Source organism: Streptomyces sp. NPDC030296 (assembly GCF_055572815.1).
Genome location: NZ_JBVICQ010000007.1, coordinates 114,086 through 136,277 on the forward strand (window position 1 = coordinate 114,086; position 22,192 = coordinate 136,277).

Genomic DNA, 22,192 nt, shown 5'->3' on the forward strand with positions numbered 1-22,192 from the left:
GCACCATGACCGACCAGCCCACCACCGTCCCGTCCACCACCGTCCCGTCCGACGCCCCATCCGACGGCGTCCCCGCCAAGGCCACCTCTTCCGAGGGCGGGCCCGCCAAGGGCTCCGAGGGCGCCCCCTTCGGGGGAGCGATCTCGCGACGCCGTCTGCTCGGTACCGCCGGTGCCTCCGGTCTCGCCCTGGGCGCGGCCGGGGGAGCCGTCGGATACGCGGCCGGGTCCTCGTTCTCGTCCGACGCGTCGTCCTCGTCCGCCTCCGGGGACGAGGTCGCCCCGCTCTCCTCCCTCGGGGCGGGAGAGGTGATGTTTCACGGGAAACATCAGCCGGGGATCACCACGCCGCTCCAGGCCCGCGGCCACCTCGTCGCGTTCGACCTGGCCGCCGGGGCGGGCCGCAAGGAGGCGGCCGCGCTGCTGCGCCGCTGGTCGGAGACGGCCCGGCGGCTGATGGCGGGCGAGGCCGCGGCCCAGGACGACACGGGGGTGGCGCGCGACGCCGGGCCCTCCTCGTTGACGGTCACCTTCGGATTCGGGCACAGCTTCTTCGCCCGGACGGGGCTGGAGAAGCAGCGCCCCGACTCGCTGGACCCCTTGCCGGACTTCTCCTCGGACCAGCTGGACAGGGCACGCAGCAACGGCGATCTGTGGGTGCAGATCGGCGCCGACGACGCCCTCGTCGCCTTCCACGCCCTGCGCACGATTCAGAAGGACGCGGGCGGCGCGGCCCGGGTGCGCTGGCAGATGAACGGCTTCAACCGTTCGCCGGGGGCCACGGCGCACCCCATGACGGCCCGCAATCTGATGGGCCAGATCGACGGCACACGCAACCCCAAGCCGACCGAGCCCGACTTCGACGAGCGGATCTTCGTACCCGCGTCGGGGGCGTCCGGCGAGCCGGCGTGGATGGCGAACGGCTCGTACGCCGTCGTACGCCGTATCCGCATGCTCCTCGACGACTGGGAACAGCTGTCGCTGAAGGAGCAGGAGAACGTCATCGGGCGGCGGAAGTCGGACGGCGCTCCCCTGAGCGGAGGCGCGAAGGCGACGGAGACGACGGAGATGGACCTGGAGAAGACCGACTCTCGGGGTGATCTGCTCGTCCCGATCAACGCGCACGCGCGGATCAGCCGCCCCGACCAGAACGGTGGCGCGGCCATGCTGCGCCGGCCGTTCTCCTTCCACGACGGCATCGACGGGAAGGGCGTCCCCGACGCGGGCCTGCTCTTCGTCTGCTGGCAGGCCGACCCGCTCCGCGGCTTCGTCACCGTCCAGCGCAAACTCGACCGCGGCGACGCCCTCTCCAAGTTCATCCGCCACGAGTCCAGCGGCCTCTTCGCGGTGCCGGGCGGCGCGGCGAAAGGCGAGTACGTGGGCCAGCGGCTGCTGGAGGGGTAGCGGGGCGGCGCCGGGGTGCGGGGCTCACGTGCTGCCGAGGTCCGGTGCCGGGCCCGCGGTGGGGGCGCTCCGGGGTCGGCGTCGCTCGCGGGGGTGGTGTGGACGGTAGTCGTGCGCCGTCCCCGCGCAGGCCCATTAGGGTGAGGTCATGCCAGCCAGCTACGTGTACCTCGGCCCCGAGGGCACCTTCACCGAGGTCGCCCTGCGCACGCTGCCGGAGTCCGCGACCCGCGAGCTCGTCCCGATGGTGTCCGTCCCCGCCGCCCTCGACGCCGTCCGTACCGGCGAGGCCGAGGCCGCCTTCGTCCCGATCGAGAACTCCGTCGAGGGCGGTATCACCACCACCCTCGACGAACTGGTCGCCGGCGCCCCGCTGATGATCTACCGCGAGGTGCTGCTCTCGATCACCTTCGCGCTGCTGGTCCGCCCGGGCACGAAGCTCTCCGAGATCAAGACGGTCACCGCGCACCCGGCCGCCCAGCCGCAGGTCCGCAACTGGATGAAGGCCAACCTGCCCCCCGACGTCGTCTGGGAGTCCGCCGCCTCGAACGCCGACGGCGCCCGGCTCGTCCAGGAGGGCCGCTACGACGCCGCCTTCGCCGGCGAGTTCGCGGCCTCGCGGTACGGCCTGGAGGCACTGGAGACGGAGATCCACGACGCGGAGAATGCCCAGACCCGGTTCGTCCTGGTCGGCCGCCCCGCCCGGCCCGCCGCCCCGACCGGCGCCGACAAGACCTCCGTCGTCATCTGGCAGCGCGACGACCACCCCGGTGGTCTGCGCGATCTGCTCGGCGAGTTCGCCGTCCGCGGCGTCAACCTCATGCTGCTCCAGTCCCGCCCGACCGGTGAGGGCATCGGCAACTACTGCTTCGCCATCGACGCCGAGGGCCATATCTCCGACCGCCGGGTGGCCGAGGCGCTGATGGGCCTCAAGCGGGTCTGCCTCCAGGTGCGCTTCCTCGGCTCGTACCCGCGTGCCGACGCCGCCGTGGCGGAGATGCGGCCCACGCTGCCGGGGACCTCGGACGCCGAGTTCGTCTCCGCCGCGGACTGGGTGGCCCGCTGCCAGGACGGTCGGTTCTAGGCCACGCGGCCGGTCCTACCTGCCTATTTTCTTTGTCCACAGAAGTTATCCACAGGTGGGCTTCTCGATCTGGGGACAAGTCGACAGCGCAGTGCCACGCAGTCGACAAATCCCCTTACGGAGCCGCACCCTGTCCACACCCCCGTAGATCACTCTTCGCCCATGCGTTTCCCCGGGGCAATCCTTTAGAGCGACCCATTCCCCCATGAATCCACTCGAACGTGGGCGTGAGGACGGTTTGAGTCGGGAATCCTGAACTCGACGCCCGTCTTCCGAAACGATCTTCTCGACCGTCCACAGATCTTTCACACAGCCTGTGGATAACTTTTCCGCACGGTGGATCCCTGTGGACGATCGAGCCCAAGTCCCGCGCGCCACAAGCGAATCCAGTCAACCAAAGGCCATCTTCGCGCCTCCTTTCAGGGAATCGGCCCACAATTCATTGACGTCCACCCACCGCATGAACGCGGTGGACATTTCACGCAAATCGCCGCCACGGCGCCGTACCTCAATTCCGAGTCGTGGGGCGGAAGCACTCCCCGGTAGCCTTGAGGGGTGATTGACCTTCGCCTGCTCCGTGAGGACCCCGACCGTGTGCGCGCGTCCCAGCGCGCCCGTGGAGAGGACGTCGCGCTCGTCGACGCTCTCCTGTCTGCCGACGAGCGGCGCAGGTCCTCCGGCGTCCGCTTCGACGAGCTCCGCGCCGAACAGAAGTCGCTCGGCAAGCTGATCCCCAAGGCCACCGCCGACGAGAAGGCCGAGCTGCTGAAGCGCGCGGAGCAGCTCAAGGCCGACGTCAAGGCCGCCGACGCCGAGCGGGACGCCGCCGACACCGAGACCCAGGAACTCCTGCTCCAGCTCGGGAACCTCGTCCACCCCGACGTCCCCGTCGGCGGCGAGGAGGACTTCGTCACGCTGGAGACGCACGGCGAGATCCGCGACTTCACGGCCGAGGGCTTCGAGCCCAAGGACCACCTGGAGCTGGGCACGCTCCTCGGCGCCATCGACACCGAGCGCGGCGCCAAGGTCTCGGGCTCGCGCTTCTACTTCCTGACGGGCGTCGGCGCCCTCCTGGAACTGGCCCTGGTCAACGCGGCGATGGCCCAGGCCACCGCGGCCGGCTTCACCCCGATGCTGACCCCCGCCCTGGTCCGCCCGCAGTCGATGGCCGGCACCGGCTTCCTCGGCCAGGCCGCCCAGGACGTCTACCACCTGGACAAGGACGACCTCTACCTGGTCGGCACCTCCGAGGTGGCGCTCGCCGCGTACCACATGGACGAGATCATCGACGCCGACCGCCTCCCGCTGCGCTACGCCGGCTTCTCGCCGTGCTTCCGCCGTGAGGCCGGTTCGCACGGCAAGGACACCCGCGGCATCTTCCGCGTCCACCAGTTCGACAAGGTGGAGATGTTCTCGTACGTCACCCCGGAGGACTCCCAGGCCGAGCACCAGCGCCTGCTGGAGTGGGAGAAGCAGTGGTTGACGTCACTGGAACTGCCGTTCCGCGTCATCGACGTCGCCTCCGCCGACCTCGGTTCCTCGGCCTCGCGCAAGTTCGACTGCGAGGCGTGGATCCCCACCCAGGGCAAGTACCGCGAGCTGACCTCGACCTCGGACTGCACCGAGTTCCAGTCCCGCCGGCTGTCGATCCGCATCCGTGACGGCAAGCAGGTCCGCCCGCTGGCCACGCTCAACGGCACGCTGTGCGCCGTCCCGCGCACGATCGTCGCGATCCTGGAGAACCACCAGCAGGCCGACGGCTCCGTCCGTGTCCCCGAGGTCCTGCGCCCGTACCTGGGCGGCCGCGAGGTCCTGGAGCCGGTCACCAAGTGAGCGACGCGGCTGCCACCGGGGAAGCGCCCGCAGGGGCTCTCTCCGCGCCCTCGGGCTTCCCGTACAAGCTGATCGCGACCGACCTCGACGGAACGCTCCTGCGCTCCGACGACTCGGTCTCGGAGCGCACCCGTGAGGCGCTCGCCGCGGCCACAGCGGCGGGCGCCGCCCACATCGTCGTCACTGGCCGGGCCGTCCCGTCGACCCGCCACATCCTCGACGACCTCGGCTACCGCGGCCTGGCCGTCTGCGGCCAGGGCGCCCAGGTGTACGACGCCGGGGAGCACCGGCTCCTCACGGCGGTCACCCTGGACCGGAAGCTCGCTGCGGTGGCCCTCGCCAAGATCGAGGCGGAGGTCGGCCCGCTGTACCTGGCCGCCAGCCGCGCGGGCCTGGACGGCGAGCTGCTGGCGGGCCCGGGCTACGCCTTCCGCGGCTCCCTGCCCACGGTCCCGTTCACGGAGGTGTCCGACCTCTGGTCGGCGCCGCTCAACAAGATCTACCTACAGCACCCCACCTTGACCACCGACGAACTCACCGAAGCCGCCCAGCGGGCAGCCGGCGGCTTCGTCAACGTGGCCATGGCCGGCGAGGGCGTCGTCGAACTCCTCCCCCTCGGCCTCACCAAGGCCACCGGGCTCTCCCTCGCCGCGCGTCGCCTCGGGGCCAAGGCCGCCGACACGATCGCCTTCGGCGACATGCCGAACGACATCCCCCTGCTCACCTGGGCCGCCCACGGCGTCGCCATGGCCAACGCCCATCCCACCCTCAAGTCCATCGCCGACGAGGTGACCTCCTCCAACGAAGCCGACGGCATCGCCGAGGTCCTGGAACGCCTGCTGAACAGCTGAAGACCCGCGGCGCCCTTCGGATCACCCAGGCTGGGGAGGCGGTGGTGCCGGTCGGTGGCTTACGGGGCGGTGGCTTACGGGGCGGTGGCTGGGGAGGTGCGGCCTCGGCGTGAGGTCCGGAAGCCTCGGCGACCGGGGCCTTGAGGTTCGGGTCCGGTGCCTGGCGGTTCGGGGAACGGTGCCCTGCGACCCCGGCACCTTGTGCCCGGGACCGGTGCCTCACGGACGCGAGCGCACCGCATGGCAGACCAGCCCAACCACCAGGCGCCGCATTGCCAGGCGGGCCACTACCAGGCGTCCCACGCGCCAGCGGTGCCGGCCACATCCCAGTCGGGGCACCCCCTGACGGGCTCATCCATGGGGTCCCGAACAGCGACCAGCGACTCTAGGTCGAGCACCAGCACCGAGGGCCTCTCACTCACGCCCCCAGCCCCAGTACTCGACCAAGTCACAGCGACAGCGACCCTGCGGAGGATGCACGATTCGAACGTGCGCGGGCAGAACCCGACCACGGCTTAGCAAGCCGGTGCCTTACCACTCGGCCAATCCTCCGGGTGGGCGGCCCACGCGAAGGGATTCGCGTGCTCGAAGCGGCCGCCCCGGGCAGTTCCCTTGCGGCGCGAACTCGACGGAGGGGTAACTACTCCGGACTCCGCCGCCGACTGCCCTGTCGGGAACTCGACGTACTGCGCCTGATGAACAGCATCGCCGGGCTCCTCTCCCAGAACGTGGGACCGCCTCGATCCGGCGGCCTGAACACCAACCACTCTGCCTGGCGCCCGAGTTGTCCGCCACCGAATATCGACCGCGCCCGTCCCGCCGTGGAACGGTCAGCGGCGACGCCACTTGCGCCGGCGTGCCTTGCTGAAGAACCACCCGGCGGGCGGTTCGTCCGACCGCCACGGCTGGGGATCGGGCGCCTGCTCCCGCCAACGCGCCGCGAGCATCCGAGCCCTCGCCGACGGCTCGGCGGTCTCCGCGGACCGTATGAAGTCCTCATCCAGCACGAGGTCGTCCCAGCCCGCCGACTCGTCGCGGCTCGGGCCTGCGGCCCCTGACGCCACCTCGAAACCGCCCCTGGACGCCATGTCCTGCCCCTCGCCCTCGTCGGGTGTGACTTCAGCCGCCATCCCCGTGCCCTCCTGCCTCCTGGCCGCCCTTCCTGGCCGTCTCCTACCGCTTCGCACCCCTTGCCCAGTGTGCCGGGACGCGTGTGAAGCCTCCGTCAAGCCCGCGGAGAGGCCCACCGAGGCGGCTGCGGGCCCCACAGGGCGTCCGCGGCCGCCTCCCCGGAGGGTCGCGTCACTCCTCGCCGGCCAGCTTCAGCGTCCGCAGCTTCTGTCCCGCGTACCAGGTGGCCCCGGCCGTGACGACCGTCAGCAGGATCACCGCCGTGGACAGTCCGACTTCGGAGGTCACGAGGTCTCCGTCGGTGACCTTCTGGGCCACGGCGAGGGACCACTGCTGGACACTGAGCGTGCGCGCTCCCTCCACCAGCGACCCGAACAGGGCCTCCCAGACGAGCGCGTAGACCAGCCCGAAGACCACCGCGTGCCGGGTCACCGTGCCCAGGAGCAGGAACATCGCCGCGTACGCGATGGAGGCGACCAGCGCCGCGACCGTGTAGGCGACCGCGATCTGCTGCCCGTTGCCGTTCAGGATCAGGCCCGCGACGAACGTCGGTATCGCCGAGAAAGCCATGGTCACGGCGATCGCCACGATCAGCTTCGTGAAAATGATCGTCGACCGCTTCACCGGCTTCGCCAGCAGATACACCACCGAACCGTCGTCGATCTCAGGCCCGATCGCGCCCGTCCCCGCGATGACGCCGATGATCGGCACCATGGTGGCGAGGGCGAACCCACCGAGCAGGTCGGCCGCGACCTGGTCGTCGGCTCCGCTGAGACCGCGTACGGCCGCGGAGATCACGAGCAGCAGCACCGGCAGCGCGGCGAGAATGAGAGCCCGACGGCGGCCGAGCAGGGCCCGGTAGGTGAGCCGGGCGACTGTGGGGTCGTACATCTTCGGCCTCCTACGCCGCGACCAGATACGAGAACACGGACTCGAGGGACTCGTCCGACGGCGAGACCGTGAGCAGACGGATGCCCTGGTCCCGGGCGACCTTCGGCAACAGAGCGGTGAACCGTCCGAAGTCGACGGCCTGGATGCGCAGCGCGCCCTCGGTCAGGTCCACTTCGATGCCGGCGGTCGACGGGTCGGCGATCAGCGCGGCGGCCAGGGCCCGGTCGTCGCTGGAACGCACCAGATAGACGTGCGGCCGGTCGGTCATCAGACGCCGGATGCGCCGGAAGTCACCGCTCGCCGCGTGCCGCCCGGCGACTATCACCTCGATGTGGGAGGCCAACTGCTCCACCTCTTCGAGGATGTGCGAGGAGAACAGCACCGATCGGCCCTCGTCGCCCATGCGCCGCAGCAGGTCCATGAGCTGCATGCGCTGGCGCGGGTCCATACCGTTGAACGGCTCGTCGAGCAGCAGCAGGGACGGGTCGTGGACCAGGGCGGACGCCATCTTCACGCGCTGACGCATGCCCTTGGAGTACGTCGAGATCTTGCGGTCCTGTGCGTACTCCATCTCCACCGTGGCGAGCGCCCGTTGGGCCGCCGTCGCTCCCAGGCCCTGCAGCTCGGCGTTGGCGACGACGAACTCGCGGCCCGTGAGGAAGTCGTACATCGCCTCCCGCTCGGGGACGATGCCGATGTCCTTGTAGATCTTCTCGTTGCGCCAGACCGGCCGGCCGTCGAGAGTGACCGTGCCCGTGGAGGGGGCGAGGAAGCCGCCCATCATGTTGATGAGGGTGGACTTCCCGGCGCCGTTCGGGCCGAGGAGGCCGGTGACGCCGGGGCCGATGGTCATCGTGATGTCGTTGACCGCCACCACGTTGCCGAACCAGCGTGAGACGTGGTCGATGTTGAGCGTGGTCACAGCCCGGCCTTTCGGTAGCGGCGCATCAGCAGGCCGTAGGAGCCCGCGATGAGACCAAGGACAACGAGGAGGTAAACGACCCCCTGTCCGCCGGACGGCCCGTGCCCGCCGGGGAAGGCGGAGGTGGCGCCCAGGAAGGCGGTCTGCACGCCGTCTATCAGCGTGATCGGCGAGAAGAGGCCGAGCCAGGGGATCACGTCACTGCTGGACTGCGCGTCGGCGATGGCCTGGACGACGGACACGGCTCCGTAGGAGATGGTGAAGACCGCGATGACGGCGGCGATGCCGAACCCTCGGCGAGGCGTGACCGCGGAGATCACCAGACCGATGCCGGCGAAGAGGAGTGACAGCAGCGCCACGGACACCAGTCCTTGCGCGAAGCCCTTGGTCTGGTCGGTGAAGTCCAGCTTGGCCAGCAGGGCTCCCACGTAGAGCACGACGAGGGGGACGGCCGTGATGATGAAGAGCGCCGAGGTCAGCGCGGCGTACTTGGAGCGCACGTAGTCCGAGGTCTCGATCGGGCGCGAGAAGTACAGCGGCACCGTCTTGAAGCGCAGATCGAGGGAGACCGACTGGGGCGCCTGGGAGGCGACGTACAGCCCGATGACGGCCTGCATGATGATCGCGTAGTCGGTGTACTTGATGGGCAGGTCGTTGGCCTTGGTGGCGACCGCGACCGCCACCATGATGGCCGCCGGCGCGCACATCACCGCGAAGAGCATCATCGGCAGCACCTTGGACTTGGCCGAACGGCCGAGCCCGTACGCACCGCGCAGGGACTGCGCGTACAGCGAGCGGCGGGCGTAGGCGCGGCCCAGACGGGGCCCGTCGTAGCTGCGGTAGCCGATGTTGTGGATTCGGCTCTGTTCGCCGGTGCGTGTGGGCTGTGCACCGGCCGGGGCCTGGGCCCGGGTCTGCTCAACCGCCATGGCCGACCGCCTCCTTCCAGGCTTCCTGCGTGCGCTGGGAAATCGCCTGCTCGTCGTCGTCCTGGAACACCTCGGCGATGTGGTGCCTGCGCTGCTCCATGCGGACCAGTCCGAGGCCCAGATCGGCGACGACGTCGCGGATCAGGTCGTAGGTCTCCTCACCCCGCGCGGTGAGCAGCAGGATGTGCCCGGCGCCGGGGAGGCCGCTGCCGTCGGAGACGGCCACACCGCGCGCTTGGAGCGCCTCGCGCAGCGCGAGGGTGCCGTCGGGGTGCTCGTCGGTGTCCGTGACCTCGATCGCGAGGGTGGCCGTGCTCTGGGTGAAGTCCCGCGTGGAGCTGGACCGCAGGAGCTTGCCGCCGTCGATCACCACGACGTGGTCACAGGTGCGCTCCAGCTCGCCCAGCAGGTGCGATGTGACCAGGACCGAGATGCCGAAGTCGGTGTGGATGCGGCGGATCAGGCCGAGCATCTCGTCCCGGCCGACCGGGTCGAGGCCGTTCGTCGGCTCGTCCAGGAAGACCAGTTGCGGGTCGTGCACCAGGGCTTGGGCCAGCTTCACGCGCTGCTTCATGCCGGTGGAGTAGCCGCCCATCGGGCGGTACCGCTCCTCGTAGAGGCCGACATGGCGCAGGGTGTCAGCGGTCCGCTCGCGCGCGGCGGTCGGGGGGAGCCCCGACATCCGGGCCATGTGCACGACGAACTCGGTGGCCGACACGTCGGGCGGCAGGCAGTCGTGCTCCGGCATGTAACCGACGCGCTCGCGGATGGCGCCGCCCTTGCTGGCGACGTCCAGTCCGAGCACCTCGGCACGGCCTTCCGTGGCGGGGGACAGACCCAGGAGGATCTTGATCAGCGTGGACTTGCCGGCGCCATTGGCACCGACGAGTCCCGTCACACCGGGTCCGATGTCCACGGAGAGCCGGTCAAGAGCGGTCACCCTCGGGAACCGCTTGCTCAGGCTTTCGGTCGCGATCACAGTCACGATTTCGACATTAGGGCCGGGGAGCCTTCGCGGTCGTCACCCCGCAGAGCTGTCTCGACGTCACCCTCGAGTCGTACGGGCCCGTAGGGGGCATCAGCCGTCAGTCCCCCTAGGGGTCACCCTGAGGTCGAACAACCGGCAGGCCAGGCCCGGGCGGAGTGGTCGCCGCGATGGGAGAACGACTGGCTCCTCGATTTGGTGCCCGCCGGTTTTTCCCAGCCCGGGCACCCTCTATTGACGCAGCCGCCAATCACTGTCACATTCGTTGATGTCACATTGCGAACACGGACCGTAGCCGGCGGAGACAGGTGGGGCGGTGGCATGAGCTCGGTGACAGGGGAACGCGCGGCGGACCTCCGAGGGTTCCGTGAGGTGCAGACCCTCGCGTACGAGTGCGCGGAAGCGGTCGCGGCCCAGTTGAAGCCGGGCGTGACCGAACGCGAGGCGGCGCGGATGCAGCGTCGCTGGCTGCGGGAGCGTGGGGTGCGGGACTGGTTCCATCTGCCCTTCGCCTGGTTCGGTGACCGCACGGCGTTCGTGAACTTCCGCGTACCGCTGCAGTTCTTCCCCACCGACCGCCGTCTCGAGCCGGGCATGCCGTTCATCCTCGACATGGCCCCCGTCCACAAGGGCTACACCGCGGACATCGGCTACTCGGGCTGCCTCGGCCCCAGTCCCCTGCACGACAAACTGATGGCGGACCTCCAAGCGCACCGGGAGCTGATCCTGCGCGAGGTGCGCGAGCGGCGTTCACTGCGGGAGATCTACGAGGACGTGGACCGGCTCATGGTCCGCCAGGGATACGCCAACCGCCATCGCGCGTATCCCTTCGGTGTCATCGCGCACAAGGTCGACCGGGTCAAGGAACGTCGCTGGTCGCCCCATGTCTTCGGGTTCGGCACACAGGCGCTGAAGGGCCTGGCGGCGGACGCGTTGCACGGGCACCGCGACGGCTGGTCGCCCTTGTGGTCCCCCTACCGGTTCTCGGACCACCCGCCGCAGCCGGGGCTGTGGGCGGTCGAGCCGCACCTCGGCTTCCGCGGCACCGGCGCCAAGTTCGAGGAGATCCTGGTCGTCACCGACTCCCGGGATCCGCAGGAGAGCGCGTTCTGGCTGGACGACGACCTGCCGCACGTACGGCGGTGGGCGGAGGAGAAGTGCCGATGAGCGAGGGGGAAGAGGTGAAGGCTTCGGTGGGGCCGGCGGGTGCGCGGAAGCGCCGGGTGCGCGCGGACGGGGTCGAGCTGTGCGTGGCCGAGTTGGGCGACCCACAGCAGCCTACGGTGCTGCTCGTGCACGGCTATCCCGACTCCAAGGAGGTCTGGTCCGAGGTGGCCGCGCACCTCGCCGAGCGCTTCCACGTGGTGTTGTACGACGTGCGCGGCCACGGCGGGTCGACGGCGCCGCGGCCGTTGCGCGGCGGGTTCACCCTGGAGAAGCTGACGGACGACTTCCTCGCGGTCGTGGACGCGGTCAGCCCCGACCGGCCCGTTCATCTCGTGGGACACGACTGGGGTTCGGTGCAGGGCTGGGAGTTCGTGACGGTCGAGCGCACCGAAGGGCGCATCGCGTCCTTCACGTCGATGTCCGGACCCTCACTCGACCATCTCGGCCACTGGATCAAACGGCGCGCGAAGTTCCCCACCCCGCGCCGGCTCGGCCAGCTTCTCAACCAGGGCGTCAGGTCCTGGTACATCTATGCGCTCCACACACCCGGACTGCCTGAGTTCGCCTGGCGCGGTCCGCTCGGCAAGCGGTGGCCCGGCATGGTTCAGCGGGCCGAGAAGCTGTCGCCGAGCGGGGGCTATCCGTCCAGATCTCTGCCCGAGGACGCCGCGCACGGCGTGTGGCTGTACCGGGACAACGTACGGCCCCGCCTCGCCGAACCGCGGGACGACGCGTACGCGCACGCGCCCGTGCAGCTCATCACTCCCCTCGGAGACGCGTTCCTGTCCGAACGGCTCTACGACGAACTGGAACAGTGGGCTCCGCAGCTGATCCGCCGCACTCTCCCCGCCAAGCACTGGATCCCGCGCACACGCCCCCACCAACTGGCCGCCTGGATCACCGAATTCGTCACGGCCACCGACGGCGGACGCCCGGCGCCCGCAGCAGCCACCGGCAAGTACGCCGACCGGTTCGGCGGGCAGTTGGTGCTGGTCACCGGAGCCGCGGGTGGGATCGGCCGGGCCACGGCGTTCGCGTTCGCCGAAGCCGGTGCGCGCGTCATCGCTGTCGACCGGGACGCGGAGGGCGCGGCCCGCACCGCGGAACTGTCCCGGCTGATCGGCGCCCCCGAGGCCTGGGCCGAGACGGTCGACGTCTCCGACGAGCAGGCCATGGAGAAGCTCTCCGGGAAGGTCGCCGCCGAGTACGGCGTGGTGGACGTCCTCGTGAACAACGCCGGGATCGGCCTCTCGGGCTCCTTCCTCGACACCACCCCCGAGGACTGGCGGAAGGTTCTCGACGTCAATCTCTGGGGCGTGATCCACGGCTGCCGCCTCTTCGGCAGGCAGATGGCCGAACGCGGGCAGGGCGGGCACATCGTCAACACCGCCTCGGCCGCGGCCTATCTGCCCTCAAGGACACTGCCCGCCTACAGCACCTCCAAGGCGGCTGTGCTCATGCTCAGCGAATGCCTCCGAGCGGAACTGGCCGGCAAGGGCATCGGGGTCTCGGCGATCTGCCCCGGCATCGTCAACACCAACATCACCTCGACTGCCCGCTTCACCGGCGTCGACGCCGCGGAGGAGAAGCGCCGACAGCGGAACGCGGCCCGGCTGTACGGTCTGCGGAACTACCCTCCGGAGAAAGTCGCGGACGCCGTCCTGCGGGCGGTGGTGCGCAACCAGGCCGTTGTGCCGGTCACGCCGGAGGCCCGCGGCGGCCACCTCATGTCGCGCTTCACTCCCCGGGCGCTGCGCGCCCTCGCCCGACTGGAGCCCCGGCTGTGAGCCCGCGCGAAGAGCACCCCGAGGACGGGGCGGAGCGGCACGCGATCGCACCACGCAGGGTCTCCTTCGACTGGGAGAAGACCCCGCTGCACTGGGTCCCCGACGAGCCCATACGGCACGACCCGGAGCTCGCCGGGCGCCTGCGCTACTCCCTCGCCGCCCACAACAAGGCCGTGCGCAAGGGGCTGCTGCCCACCTGGAAGGAGTTGGGCGCGGCCGTCCCCCGCTATCTGCGACGTTCCTACCACCCCTCGCAGGAGGGTTCGTTGCGCAGGGCTGTCGAGTATCTGGCGCAGTCACCCGCGGCACGTACGGCGGCAACGGCGATCGTACGAGCGGGGACGTAGACGGCGAGGTCGCCCGGGCGGGGACACACGGAGAAGCAGGCGGGGCCTGGGCGTGGGCGCAGGGAGAAGGAGGCGGGGAAGGTATGAGGACCATGAACGACGAACCGGCCGAGACGACCGGCGCCCCCACGGCCGCCGCCCGCACCACCTCCGCCGACGCCACCCCCCGCGCCACCACGGGGAGCGCCCCCGCCACCGCGCTCCCGCCGGTCGGAACTCGCCTGCCCGCGCCCACCTCCACCCCCAGCCCGGTCTCCACCTACCGCATCGAGGATCTGGCGCACCGCAGCGGCACCACCGTCCGCACCATCCGCGCCTACCAGGACAAGGGGCTGCTCCCCCGCCCCGAGCGGCGCGGCCGGGCGAACGTCTACTCGGAGGCCCATCTCCAGCGGCTGCACCAGATCGCCGACCTCCTCGACCGCGGATACACCTTGGCCTCCATCAGGGAACTCCTCGAGGCCTGGGACACGGGCCGCGGCCTCGGAGGGGTGCTCGGCCTGGTCGCCGAGGTCGACGGACCGTGGACCGACGAGGAGGCCGCCCGGATCACCCGGTCCGAGTTGGTCGAGCGGTTCGGCGGAGTCCCGGACGAGGCCGCCGTGACGGACGCGGTCGAGTTGGGCGTACTTGAACCGGTCCCCGGCGAGGAGGACCTCTTTGTCGTGCCGAGCCCTCAAGAGCTGGCTGTCGCGGCCGAGTTGCATGCCGCCGGAGTCCCGTTGTCGGCGATCACGGGCCATCTGAGGGAGTTGAGGGGTCAGATCGAGCACATCGCCGCCCGTTTCCTCGACTTCACCACCGAGCACGTGTTCGCTCGGTATCTCAGCGGGCACCAGGCTCCGAGTGAGGCGGAAGCGGCCGAAGCCGCAGCCTTGGTCCGTCGGCTGCGACCTCTCGCCCAGCAGTCGGTGGATGCGGAACTCGCCCGCGCGATGCGCTCGTTGGCGACCCGACACCTCAGACAGCATCTCGGTGCCGAAACACCTGTGCAGCGGACGAGTGAGTCGTTCCCGATTCAGATGCCGGCCTCCACAATTCAGGCGGTGGAGAGGCTCGTCGGTCCGGAGCATGTCCAGGCGTTCATCACAGCGGCCGCGGAACGAGAGGTGCAGACACGCACCTTGGACTTCCTGACAGCAAGTGCTCAAAATGTGAGCGAACTTGACCAATCACCCTGAAGGGTGCGCCAGGTTGTCCACAGAATCTCCAATTCCCCTGTGGATAACTACACTTGGCTGTGGATCAAACATCCCGCCCAAAATGGCGTGCGTGACGCGTATCTCGCGGGCACGCTGGCGGCATGGACGAAAGACGCACCGTGAAGGTGTCGAAGTACCTCTCCAAGCATCTGCGACACCAGCCCGAGCGGATCGGGCTCACCCTGGACGAGGCCGGCTGGGTCGAGATCGACATGCTCATCGAGGCGGCCGCCGCACACGGTTTCCGCTTCACCAGGGCGGAACTCGACCACGTGGTCGAGGCCAACGACAAGCGGCGCTTCGCCGTGCAGGGCGACCGCATCCGCGCCCATCAGGGCCACACCGTCGAGGTGGACCTCGGCCTGCCCGCGGCGACCCCGCCGCCGTACCTCTACCACGGGACGATCGCGGCCTGTCTGACCGCGATCCGCGCGGAGGGCCTGCGGCCCATGACCCGGCACGACGTGCACCTGTCACCCGACCGTGAGACAGCCACCCGGGTCGGTGCCCGACGCGGCCGCCCGGTCGTGCTCTCCGTCGACGCCGGAGCGATGCACCGCGACGGCCATGTGTTCCGGGTCAGTGCCAACGGGGTGTGGCTGACCGAGGCGGTTCCGCCCCAGTATTTGCGCTTCCCGCAGGCCCACTGACCACGCCCCGGACCGGACCGACCCCTCCTGCCCCGGGTCGGACCATCGCGCGTCTGCGCTTACGCTCGAAGCATGAGTCTGCGTCTGAGCACCGTGATCCTGCCGTACCTCCGCTGGCACGACGGCGGCCGCACCACCTGGCAGCGGGCCGACCAGCTCGGGTTCCACACCGCGTACACATACGACCACCTGTCGTGGCGGACCTTCCGGGACGGGCCGTGGTACGGCGCCGTACCGACCCTGACCGCCGCGGCCGCGGTCACGGACCAGCTGCGGCTCGGCACCCTGGTGACCTCGCCGAACTTCCGCCACCCGGTGACCCTCGCCAAGGAACTGATCTCCCTCGACGACATCTCCGGTGGCCGGATCACCCTCGGCGTCGGGGCGGGCGGCACCGGTTTCGACGCCACCGTGCTCGGCCAGGAGCCGTGGACACCGCGCGAGCGCGCCGACCGGTTCGCCGAGTTCGTCCCCCTGCTCGACCGGCTGCTCAGGGAGGACTCCGTCTCCTTCGAGGGTGACTACTACTCGGCCCACGAGGCGCGCAACATCCCCGGCTGTGTCCAGCGCCCCAGGCTGCCCTTCGCGGTGGCCGCCACCGGCCCTCGCGGTATGAAGCTCGCGGCGCGCCACGGACAGGCGTGGGTGACCACGGGGGACCCCAAGCTGTTCGAGACGGGCACCCCGCAACAGTCCGTGCAGGCCATGCGCGGGCAGATCGAGAAGCTGGCCGACGCGGCCGCCCAGATCGGACGGGACGCCGCCGGGATCGACAAGATCCTGCTCACCGGCTTCACCCCGGACCGCGGCCGTCCACTGGAGTCGCTCGACGCGTTCGTGGACTTCGCCGGCCGTCACGCCGAGCTGGGGTTCACCGACATCGTCATCCACTGGCCGATCCCCGACTCCGACTTCGCGGCGGACGAGAAGGTCTTCGAACGCATCGCCATGGAGGCCCCCGCCCAGCTGTCCTGAACCCGCCGGTCGGCCCGCCCGGCCACAGCCGCAGCCGGGGACCAACGGCTCCACGGCCGTATCCGCGCAGGTCGAGACACGTGCACACGACAGGCATCACTCACCTGTGCGGGCGCTCGCACGGCCGTGCACGCATATGCGCGACAATGGGGTCCGTGACCTCAGCGACGAGACAGCCCGAGACCCCGGCCCCGACCGTCCCGCCGCGGCTGATAGCCACGGACCTCGACGGCACCCTGCTCCGAGACGACAAGTCCGTCTCCCCACGTACGGTCGCCGCCCTGGCGGCCGCCGAGCAGGCCGGCATCGAGGTCTTCTTCGTCACCGGGCGCCCGGCCCGCTGGATGGACGTCGTGAGCGAGCACGTCCACGGCCACGGCCTCGCGATCTGCGGCAACGGAGCGGCCGTCGTCGACCTGCACGGCGGTCCCGGTGCCCACCGTTTCGTCAAGGTCCGCGAACTGGCGCGGGAGAACGCGCTCGACGCCGTGAGGCTGGTGCGTGACGCCGCGCCAGGCACGGTCTACGCCGTCGAGCAGACGTACGGCTTCAACCAGGAGCCCGAGTATCCGAAACTCCACATGGAGATCCCCGACATCCTCGCGTCGGCCGAGAAGCTGCTGGCCCCGGGTGGTGTCGCCGACCACGAGCCGGTGCTGAAGATCCTCGCCTACCACCCCTCGCTCGACCCGGACGACTTCCTCGCCACCGCCCGCCTCGCCGTCGGCGACCGCGCCACCATCACCCGGTCCAGCCCCAGCGCCCTGCTGGAGATCAGCGGCCCGGGTGTCTCCAAAGCCAGCACCCTCGCCCTGTGCTGCGCCGAGCGCGGTATCTCGCACGAGGAGGTCGTCGCCTTCGGTGACATGCCGAACGACGTGGAGATGCTCACCTGGGCCGGCCAGTCGTACGCCATGGGTAACGCGCACCCGGACGTCCTCGCGGCCGCCTCCGGTCAGACCGTCGCCAACAACGAGGACGGCGTGGCCGTTGTCATCGAGCGCCTGCTGGCCGAACGGCTGTAACCAACGCGGAGCGCTACGGCCGGGATGCCCCGCCGCAGCGAGGGTCCGCGCTCCGGCAGAAGCGCCCGCCCCTCGTCCCCATTCGGCCGCGAGGCCCGCGGCGCAGCCGCTGTGAGTTACAACCGCACCCCGTGCCTCAGCAGCCACGGCACAGGGTCCACGCCCGACCCCGGCTCCGGCGTGGCCCGTACCTCCACGTGCAGATGCGGACCGGTGGAGTTCCCGGTGGTGCCCGACTGGCCGATCCACTGACCGGGCGCCACCCGTTCGCCCTGGTCGACGGTGACGGCGGCGAGATGCGCGTACTGGGTGTAGTAGCCGTCCGGGTGCCGGAGCACGACCTCGATGCCGAAGGCACCGCCGCACGACACGTTAACCACCCGCCCGGCCCCCACCGCCCGTACCGGTGTGCCGATGGGTACCGCGAAGTCCTGCCCGGTGTGCCGGCTGGACCAGCGCTCACCACCACTGCCGAAGCCCGCGGAGAGCTCGTACGACTCCACCGGCGCGACCCACGGTCGTGTGTGGCCCTGGTTCGGCTGCTCCAGGCGGACGGCGCCCCGGCAGGAGCCCGCCGCCACGGACGCGTCGGCCTGCCCCTGGAGCGTCCACTGGGCCTGTTCGAGTTTTCGCTGGATGTCCTGCTTGATCTCGCCGAGTTCGGACTTCCGCTTCTCCAGCCGCCGCCACGCCATGGCGGCCTTCGCCTCGCCCGCCACGAACCGCGCCTCCGCGCGTCGGCTCCTCGTGACCGCCTTGTCGAGCGCCAGATCGGCCTGCCGTCCGGCTCGCTGCCCCCGCATGAGCTCGTCGGGATCGTCCGCGAGGAGCATCTGCGCGGTGTAGGGCATCCCGCCGCCCTCGCGGTACTGGGCTCGGGCGATCCGGCCCAGGTCGGCGTTGAGCGCGGCGAGCTGCCGCCGCTCCCGCCCGAGCAGCTGCTCCATCCGCCGAGCCTGCGTCCGTTGCCGATCCGCCGCTCTCCGCCCGGCCTCGTACTGCTGCGTCGCCACGGCCGCCTCCTCGAACAGCCGCGCCACCTGGGCACTGACCCCGGCGTCAGCGGGAACGAAAGCCGGGCTCCCTCCGCCGTCACCGCTGCCGACGCCGCCGCTCTCGGCGACTGTGGGCCGAGCCGCGACAACCGCGGCGGCACACAGCAGCACGGCGACGAGAACCCGAGGTCGGCGAAGTGAACGCATGCCGCGATCGTGGCCCGCGCCGGAGAGCGTGGTCATGTCCGAGGCGTCCAGCCGGGGCACATCCTGCCCCGGACGGACCAGGTCGACTGCTCCGAACAGGGGCCCGGCACCACCTCGTTCGGCAAAGATCCTTGCGTAAGCCCCACGCCCATTAGGCACCTGACGTGGTACCAGCCTCGACGGCGCCCGAGGCTGCACGCGAACGGCGGCGCTCCGCCCCTGGTCAGAGGCTCATGCCCTGACCAGCGACTCCCCCGCCGCCTCTCGCTCGACCATCGCCCGCAAGGGGCCGTCCACCGAGGTAAGTTCGGCGTAGGTCCCGCGCTGCGCCACACGCCCCTCCGCCAGCACGACGACCTCGTCCACGGCGTCCAGCCCGGCCAGCCGATGGGTGATCAGCAGGGTGGTCCGGCCCTCGGTCGCGGCCAGTAGATCGGCGGTGAGCGCGTCGGCCGTGGGCAGGTCGAGGTGTTCCGCCGGCTCGTCCAGGACGAGGACGGGGAAGTCGGCCAGCAACGCCCGGGCGAGGGCGAGCCGCTGACGCTGGCCGCCGGACAGCCGCGCCCCGTGCTCACCGATCAACGTGTCGAGTCCGTCGGGCAGTCCGTCGACCCAGTCGAGCAGCCGTGCCCGCGCGAGCACGTCCCTCAGGTCCTCCTCGTCGGCGTTCTTGCGGGCCAGCAGCAGGTTCTCGCGCACGGAGCTGTCGAAGAGGTGCGCGTCCTGCGCGCACAGCCCCACGAGCCGCCGTACGTCGTCCCCGTCGAGCGTGGAGACGTCCGCGCCACCCAGCGTGTACGTCCCCTCGCGCACGTCCAGGAACCGCAGCAGCACCTGGGCGAGCGTCGTCTTGCCCGCACCCGAGACACCGACGACGGCGACCCTCCGCCCCTGCTCGAGGGTGAGGTCCAGCCCGGCGAGCGCATCGCGCTCCTGGCCCGCGTACCGGGCCCCGAGCCCTTTGAGTCGCAGCGGGAACGGCGACACCGGCGGCTTCGCGGGCCGCTCCGGTTCACGGACGGGGTCAGGGGCGTCCAGCACCTCGTAGACGCGCTCCGCGCTCCTGCGCACCCGCTGGCGGAACTGGGCCGCGAGCGGCATGCCGAGCACTGCCTCGAACGCGGCGAGCGGGGTGAGCACGACGACGGCCATGGCCACACCGCTCAGCCGTCCGTCGCCGACCGCCCGGGCTCCCAGCAGTGCGGTGGAGGCGACGGTGAGCCCCGACACGAGCGCCGTCAGACCGTCGCCGATCGCGGTGGCGGTGGCGGCACGTGAAGAGATCCGGGTGAGGACCCGGTCGGCCCGCTTAGCCTCGGCGGTGCGAGCGGGCAGGGCTCCGGCGACCGTCAGCTCGGCGGTGCCGCTCAGCAGGTCGGCCACCCGGGTGGCCAGCACGCCACGAGCGGGCGCCAACCGCTGCTCGGCCCGCCGGGACACGGCTCCGGTCACCAGGGGCACCCCGGCCCCGGCCGCCGACAGCCCGACGGCGAGGGCCGCACCGGCCTCGGGCAGCAGCCAGGCGGTGAACCCGACAGAGGCGGCGGACACGGCCACGGCCGCACCGACCGGCAGCAACCAGCGCACCCAGTAGTCCTGCAGAGCGTCCACATCGGCGACGAGCCGTGACAGCAGGTCGCCGCGCCGTACCGTGCGCAGCCCGGCGGGCGCCAGGCGCTCCAGTCGCCGGTAGACGGCCACCCTGGCGTCGGCGAGCATCCGCAGCACGGCGTCGTGCGACACCAGCCGCTCCGCGTACCGGAACACGGCCCGCCCGATCCCGAACGCCCGCGTAGCCGTCACCGCGACCATCAGATACAGCACCGGAGGCTGCTGCGAGGCCCGCGAGATCAGCCATCCGGACGTCGCCATCAGTCCGACGGCGCTGCCGAGGGCGAGGCTGCCGAGCAGCAGGGCGAGAGCGAGGCGACCACGGCGGGGCCCGGCCATATGACGGACGCGGGTCAGCACGCCACCCTGCCGCTGATGCGGGAGGGGCACAGGAGGCACCGCGGCCGCCGCTTCCGGCTGGTCAGGGCGGCGGGGTGCAGTCGCTTCCGCGCGGTCGGTGGAGGGTGCCGCGGCGGGCACCGTGGCACCCTCCAGGCGGACCACCTGGTCCGCGACATCGAGCAGGGCCGGTCGGTGCACTACAAGAAGGACCGTCCGGCCAACAGCCAGCCGCCGTACCGCTTCCACGACCTCCGCCTCGGTCTCCCCGTCCAGCGCGGCCGTCGGCTCGTCGAGGAGCAGAACGGGCCGGTCGGCGAGGAAGGCCCGGGCTAGGGCGAGCCGTTGCCGCTGGCCGGCGGAGAGGCCGGCGCCGTCCTCGCCGAGCACCGTGTCGGCCCCGGCGGGCAGCGCGTCCACGAACTCCAGCGCTCCGGCGTCGACCAGCGCCCGCCGCACCGCCGCGTCGTCCGCGTCCGGCCGGGCCAGCCGTACGTTCTCGGCGATGGACCCGGCGTACAGGTGGGGGCGCTGTGGAACCCAGGCGACCCGCGAGCGCCACTGCTCCATGTCGAGCACGGCGAGATCGGCTCCGCCGACCGACACGGTGCCCGCGGTGGCCCTGGTGAACCCCAGCAGGACATTCAGGAGCGTGGACTTGCCCACCCCGCTCGGCCCGACGAGCGCCACCGTCTCGCCGGGCGCGACGGTGAAGGACACGTCGGAGACGGCGTCGTACGAGCGCCCGAGGTACCGGACCGTCACGCCCTCGAAGCGGATGTCAGCGGAGGACGGGACCGTCCCCGTGCCGGACGCCGGGACCGGTGTCTCCAGGACCTCGAAGATCTCCTCGGCTGCCGCGAGCCCCTCGGCGGCCGCGTGGAACTGGGCGCCCACCTGTCGGAGGGGCAGGTAGGCCTCGGGCGCCAGGATGAGAATGACGAGCCCGATGTACAGATCCATCTCGCCGTGCACGAGCCGCATACCGATGGTGACCGCGACCAGCGCCACCGAGATCGTCGCCAACAGTTCCAGGGCGAAGGACGACAGGAACGCGATCCGCAACGTGCGCATGGTCGCCTGCCGGTACTCACCGGTGATCCTTTTGATCGAATCGGCCTGCGCCTTGGCCCGGCCAAACACCTTGAGCGTCGGCAGCCCGGCCACCACGTCGAGGAAGTGTCCCGAGAGCTGGGACAGCAGGCGCCACTGGCGATCCATCTGGGAGCGGGTGGCCCAGCCGATGAGCACCATGAAGATCGGAATCAGGGGAAGAGTGCCGACGATGATCGCTGCCGACACCCAGTCCTCGGTGACGATCCGCGCGAGCACCGCCACGGGCACGACCACCGCGAGGCCCAACTGCGGCAGGTAGCGCGAGAAGTAGTCGTCGAGCGCGTCGACGCCGCGAGTTGCGAGGGCGACCAGTGAGCCCGTGCGCTGGCCACTGAGCCAGCCGGGCCCGAGCGCGACGGCTCGTTCCAGAAGTCGACCTCGGAGCTCCGACTTCACCGCCGCACTCGCACGATGGGCAGCCAACTCGGTGAGCCACGAGACGACGGCCCGTCCCACCGCGACGGCCACCAACAGCAGCAGGGGTGTGCCGAGTTCACCGACGGTCAGCCCGTGCTGGAAGGCACCGACCACCACTTCGGCGATGAGCATCGCCTGGGCGATGACGAGCGCGGCCCCGACGACACCCAAGCCAACAACCGCCGCGAGGAAGCGGCGGGTCGCTCGCGCGTACCGCAGCAGTCGTGGGTCGATCGGTTTCACGTGAAACACCCTTCTCGGCGGGCATGTTTCACGTGAAACATGCACCTTCGGCCACAGGGGGTGTGTTTCACGTGAAACACTG

At 70.7% G+C, this 22,192-nt stretch carries 17 protein-coding genes, 1 tRNA gene and 1 pseudogene; 11 read left to right on the forward strand and 8 right to left on the reverse strand.

Features of this window, described 5'->3' with window-relative positions:
- The first annotated feature begins 5 nt into the window (after nucleotides 1-5).
- The 4 genes from efeB to ACZ4Z3_RS21200 all read left to right on the forward strand — a co-directional run bounded on the left by efeB (nucleotide 6) and on the right by ACZ4Z3_RS21200 (nucleotide 5,171).
- Nucleotides 6-1,403 carry an iron uptake transporter deferrochelatase/peroxidase subunit gene (gene efeB, locus ACZ4Z3_RS21185; protein WP_468502451.1) on the forward strand — a complete coding sequence of 466 codons (1,398 nt, stop codon included), beginning with the start codon at nucleotides 6-8 and terminating at the stop codon, nucleotides 1,401-1,403.
- A 148-nt stretch (nucleotides 1,404-1,551) separates the two neighbouring features.
- Nucleotides 1,552-2,487 carry a prephenate dehydratase gene (gene pheA / locus ACZ4Z3_RS21190; protein WP_468502452.1) on the forward strand — a complete coding sequence of 312 codons (936 nt, stop codon included), beginning with the start codon at nucleotides 1,552-1,554 and terminating at the stop codon, nucleotides 2,485-2,487.
- Nucleotides 2,488-3,042: 555 nt separating this feature from the next.
- The gene (gene serS / locus ACZ4Z3_RS21195) at nucleotides 3,043-4,320 is read left to right on the forward strand and encodes a serine--tRNA ligase (protein ID WP_468502453.1); all 1,278 of its coding nucleotides are present in this window, start codon (nucleotides 3,043-3,045) and stop codon (nucleotides 4,318-4,320) included.
- Nucleotides 4,317-5,171, forward strand: a complete 855-nt coding sequence (locus ACZ4Z3_RS21200) for an HAD family hydrolase (protein WP_468502454.1) — start codon at nucleotides 4,317-4,319, stop codon at nucleotides 5,169-5,171. Before serS ends, ACZ4Z3_RS21200 begins: the two co-directional genes overlap by 4 nt.
- Before the next feature lie 468 nt (nucleotides 5,172-5,639).
- On the opposite strand, the gene ACZ4Z3_RS21205 is transcribed toward ACZ4Z3_RS21200, so the two are convergent.
- From ACZ4Z3_RS21205 to ACZ4Z3_RS21230, 6 genes are all read right to left on the reverse strand, one after another.
- A tRNA-Ser gene (locus tag ACZ4Z3_RS21205) sits at nucleotides 5,640-5,723 on the reverse strand.
- A 278-nt stretch (nucleotides 5,724-6,001) separates the two neighbouring features.
- Nucleotides 6,002-6,301 (reverse strand): SGM_3592 family protein, encoded by a 300-nt coding sequence (locus ACZ4Z3_RS21210; RefSeq protein ID WP_468502455.1) that lies wholly within the window; start codon nucleotides 6,299-6,301, stop codon nucleotides 6,002-6,004.
- Nucleotides 6,302-6,473: 172 nt separating this feature from the next.
- Nucleotides 6,474-7,193 (reverse strand): ABC transporter permease subunit, encoded by a 720-nt coding sequence (locus tag ACZ4Z3_RS21215; RefSeq protein ID WP_468502456.1) that lies wholly within the window; start codon nucleotides 7,191-7,193, stop codon nucleotides 6,474-6,476.
- A 10-nt stretch (nucleotides 7,194-7,203) separates the two neighbouring features.
- The gene (locus ACZ4Z3_RS21220) at nucleotides 7,204-8,115 is read right to left on the reverse strand and encodes an ABC transporter ATP-binding protein (RefSeq protein ID WP_055537331.1); all 912 of its coding nucleotides are present in this window, start codon (nucleotides 8,113-8,115) and stop codon (nucleotides 7,204-7,206) included.
- The gene (locus tag ACZ4Z3_RS21225) at nucleotides 8,112-9,044 is read right to left on the reverse strand and encodes an ABC transporter permease subunit (RefSeq protein ID WP_468502457.1); all 933 of its coding nucleotides are present in this window, start codon (nucleotides 9,042-9,044) and stop codon (nucleotides 8,112-8,114) included. Before ACZ4Z3_RS21225 ends, ACZ4Z3_RS21220 begins: the two co-directional genes overlap by 4 nt.
- Entirely contained in the window at nucleotides 9,034-10,023 is a 990-nt protein-coding gene (locus ACZ4Z3_RS21230; RefSeq protein ID WP_468502740.1) for an ABC transporter ATP-binding protein, read from the reverse strand. The genes ACZ4Z3_RS21225 and ACZ4Z3_RS21230 overlap by 11 nt, the downstream gene beginning before the upstream one ends.
- A gap of 327 nt (nucleotides 10,024-10,350) precedes the next feature.
- Between ACZ4Z3_RS21230 and ACZ4Z3_RS21235 the strand changes: the two genes are divergently transcribed.
- The 7 genes and pseudogenes from ACZ4Z3_RS21235 to ACZ4Z3_RS21265 all read left to right on the forward strand — a co-directional run bounded on the left by ACZ4Z3_RS21235 (nucleotide 10,351) and on the right by ACZ4Z3_RS21265 (nucleotide 17,182).
- Nucleotides 10,351-11,196, forward strand: a complete 846-nt coding sequence (locus ACZ4Z3_RS21235) for a M24 family metallopeptidase (protein ID WP_468502458.1) — start codon at nucleotides 10,351-10,353, stop codon at nucleotides 11,194-11,196.
- The gene (locus ACZ4Z3_RS21240; RefSeq protein ID WP_468502459.1) at nucleotides 11,193-12,983 is read left to right on the forward strand and encodes an SDR family oxidoreductase; all 1,791 of its coding nucleotides are present in this window, start codon (nucleotides 11,193-11,195) and stop codon (nucleotides 12,981-12,983) included. Before ACZ4Z3_RS21235 ends, ACZ4Z3_RS21240 begins: the two co-directional genes overlap by 4 nt.
- Nucleotides 12,984-13,093: 110 nt before the next feature.
- Nucleotides 13,094-13,330, forward strand: a pseudogene (locus ACZ4Z3_RS21245) (metal-dependent hydrolase); the annotation flags it as partial.
- Between the two features lie 92 nt (nucleotides 13,331-13,422).
- Nucleotides 13,423-14,511, forward strand: coding sequence for a MerR family transcriptional regulator (locus ACZ4Z3_RS21250; protein ID WP_468502741.1), 1,089 nt, complete (start codon nucleotides 13,423-13,425; stop codon nucleotides 14,509-14,511).
- A 122-nt stretch (nucleotides 14,512-14,633) separates the two neighbouring features.
- Nucleotides 14,634-15,182 carry an RNA 2'-phosphotransferase gene (locus ACZ4Z3_RS21255; protein ID WP_468502460.1) on the forward strand — a complete coding sequence of 183 codons (549 nt, stop codon included), beginning with the start codon at nucleotides 14,634-14,636 and terminating at the stop codon, nucleotides 15,180-15,182.
- 72 nt (nucleotides 15,183-15,254) lie between these two features.
- Nucleotides 15,255-16,157 carry an LLM class flavin-dependent oxidoreductase gene (locus ACZ4Z3_RS21260; protein ID WP_468502461.1) on the forward strand — a complete coding sequence of 301 codons (903 nt, stop codon included), beginning with the start codon at nucleotides 15,255-15,257 and terminating at the stop codon, nucleotides 16,155-16,157.
- A 155-nt stretch (nucleotides 16,158-16,312) separates the two neighbouring features.
- Nucleotides 16,313-17,182: a Cof-type HAD-IIB family hydrolase gene (locus tag ACZ4Z3_RS21265; protein ID WP_468502462.1), complete on the forward strand. Its 870-nt coding sequence runs from the start codon at nucleotides 16,313-16,315 to the stop codon at nucleotides 17,180-17,182.
- 116 nt (nucleotides 17,183-17,298) lie between these two features.
- On the opposite strand, the gene ACZ4Z3_RS21270 is transcribed toward ACZ4Z3_RS21265, so the two are convergent.
- Nucleotides 17,299-18,384 (reverse strand): M23 family metallopeptidase, encoded by a 1,086-nt coding sequence (locus ACZ4Z3_RS21270; protein ID WP_468502463.1) that lies wholly within the window; start codon nucleotides 18,382-18,384, stop codon nucleotides 17,299-17,301.
- 231 nt (nucleotides 18,385-18,615) lie between these two features.
- On the reverse strand, nucleotides 18,616-22,110 hold the full coding sequence (gene cydD, locus ACZ4Z3_RS21275) for a thiol reductant ABC exporter subunit CydD (RefSeq protein ID WP_468502464.1): 3,495 nt from the start codon (nucleotides 22,108-22,110) through the stop codon (nucleotides 18,616-18,618).
- Nucleotides 22,111-22,192 lie beyond the last annotated feature (82 nt).

Coding starts and splice junctions, on each gene's coding strand:
- efeB (WP_468502451.1), top strand. CDS start 6: ATGACCGACCAGCCCACCACCGTCCCGTCCACCACCGTCCCGTCCGAC.
- pheA (WP_468502452.1), top strand. CDS start 1,552: ATGCCAGCCAGCTACGTGTACCTCGGCCCCGAGGGCACCTTCACCGAG.
- ACZ4Z3_RS21210 (WP_468502455.1), bottom strand. CDS start 6,301: ATGGCGGCTGAAGTCACACCCGACGAGGGCGAGGGGCAGGACATGGCG.
- ACZ4Z3_RS21215 (WP_468502456.1), bottom strand. CDS start 7,193: ATGTACGACCCCACAGTCGCCCGGCTCACCTACCGGGCCCTGCTCGGC.
- ACZ4Z3_RS21225 (WP_468502457.1), bottom strand. CDS start 9,044: ATGGCGGTTGAGCAGACCCGGGCCCAGGCCCCGGCCGGTGCACAGCCC.
- ACZ4Z3_RS21235 (WP_468502458.1), top strand. CDS start 10,351: ATGAGCTCGGTGACAGGGGAACGCGCGGCGGACCTCCGAGGGTTCCGT.
- ACZ4Z3_RS21240 (WP_468502459.1), top strand. CDS start 11,193: ATGAGCGAGGGGGAAGAGGTGAAGGCTTCGGTGGGGCCGGCGGGTGCG.
- ACZ4Z3_RS21250 (WP_468502741.1), top strand. CDS start 13,423: ATGAACGACGAACCGGCCGAGACGACCGGCGCCCCCACGGCCGCCGCC.
- ACZ4Z3_RS21255 (WP_468502460.1), top strand. CDS start 14,634: ATGGACGAAAGACGCACCGTGAAGGTGTCGAAGTACCTCTCCAAGCAT.
- ACZ4Z3_RS21260 (WP_468502461.1), top strand. CDS start 15,255: ATGAGTCTGCGTCTGAGCACCGTGATCCTGCCGTACCTCCGCTGGCAC.
- ACZ4Z3_RS21270 (WP_468502463.1), bottom strand. CDS start 18,384: ATGCGTTCACTTCGCCGACCTCGGGTTCTCGTCGCCGTGCTGCTGTGT.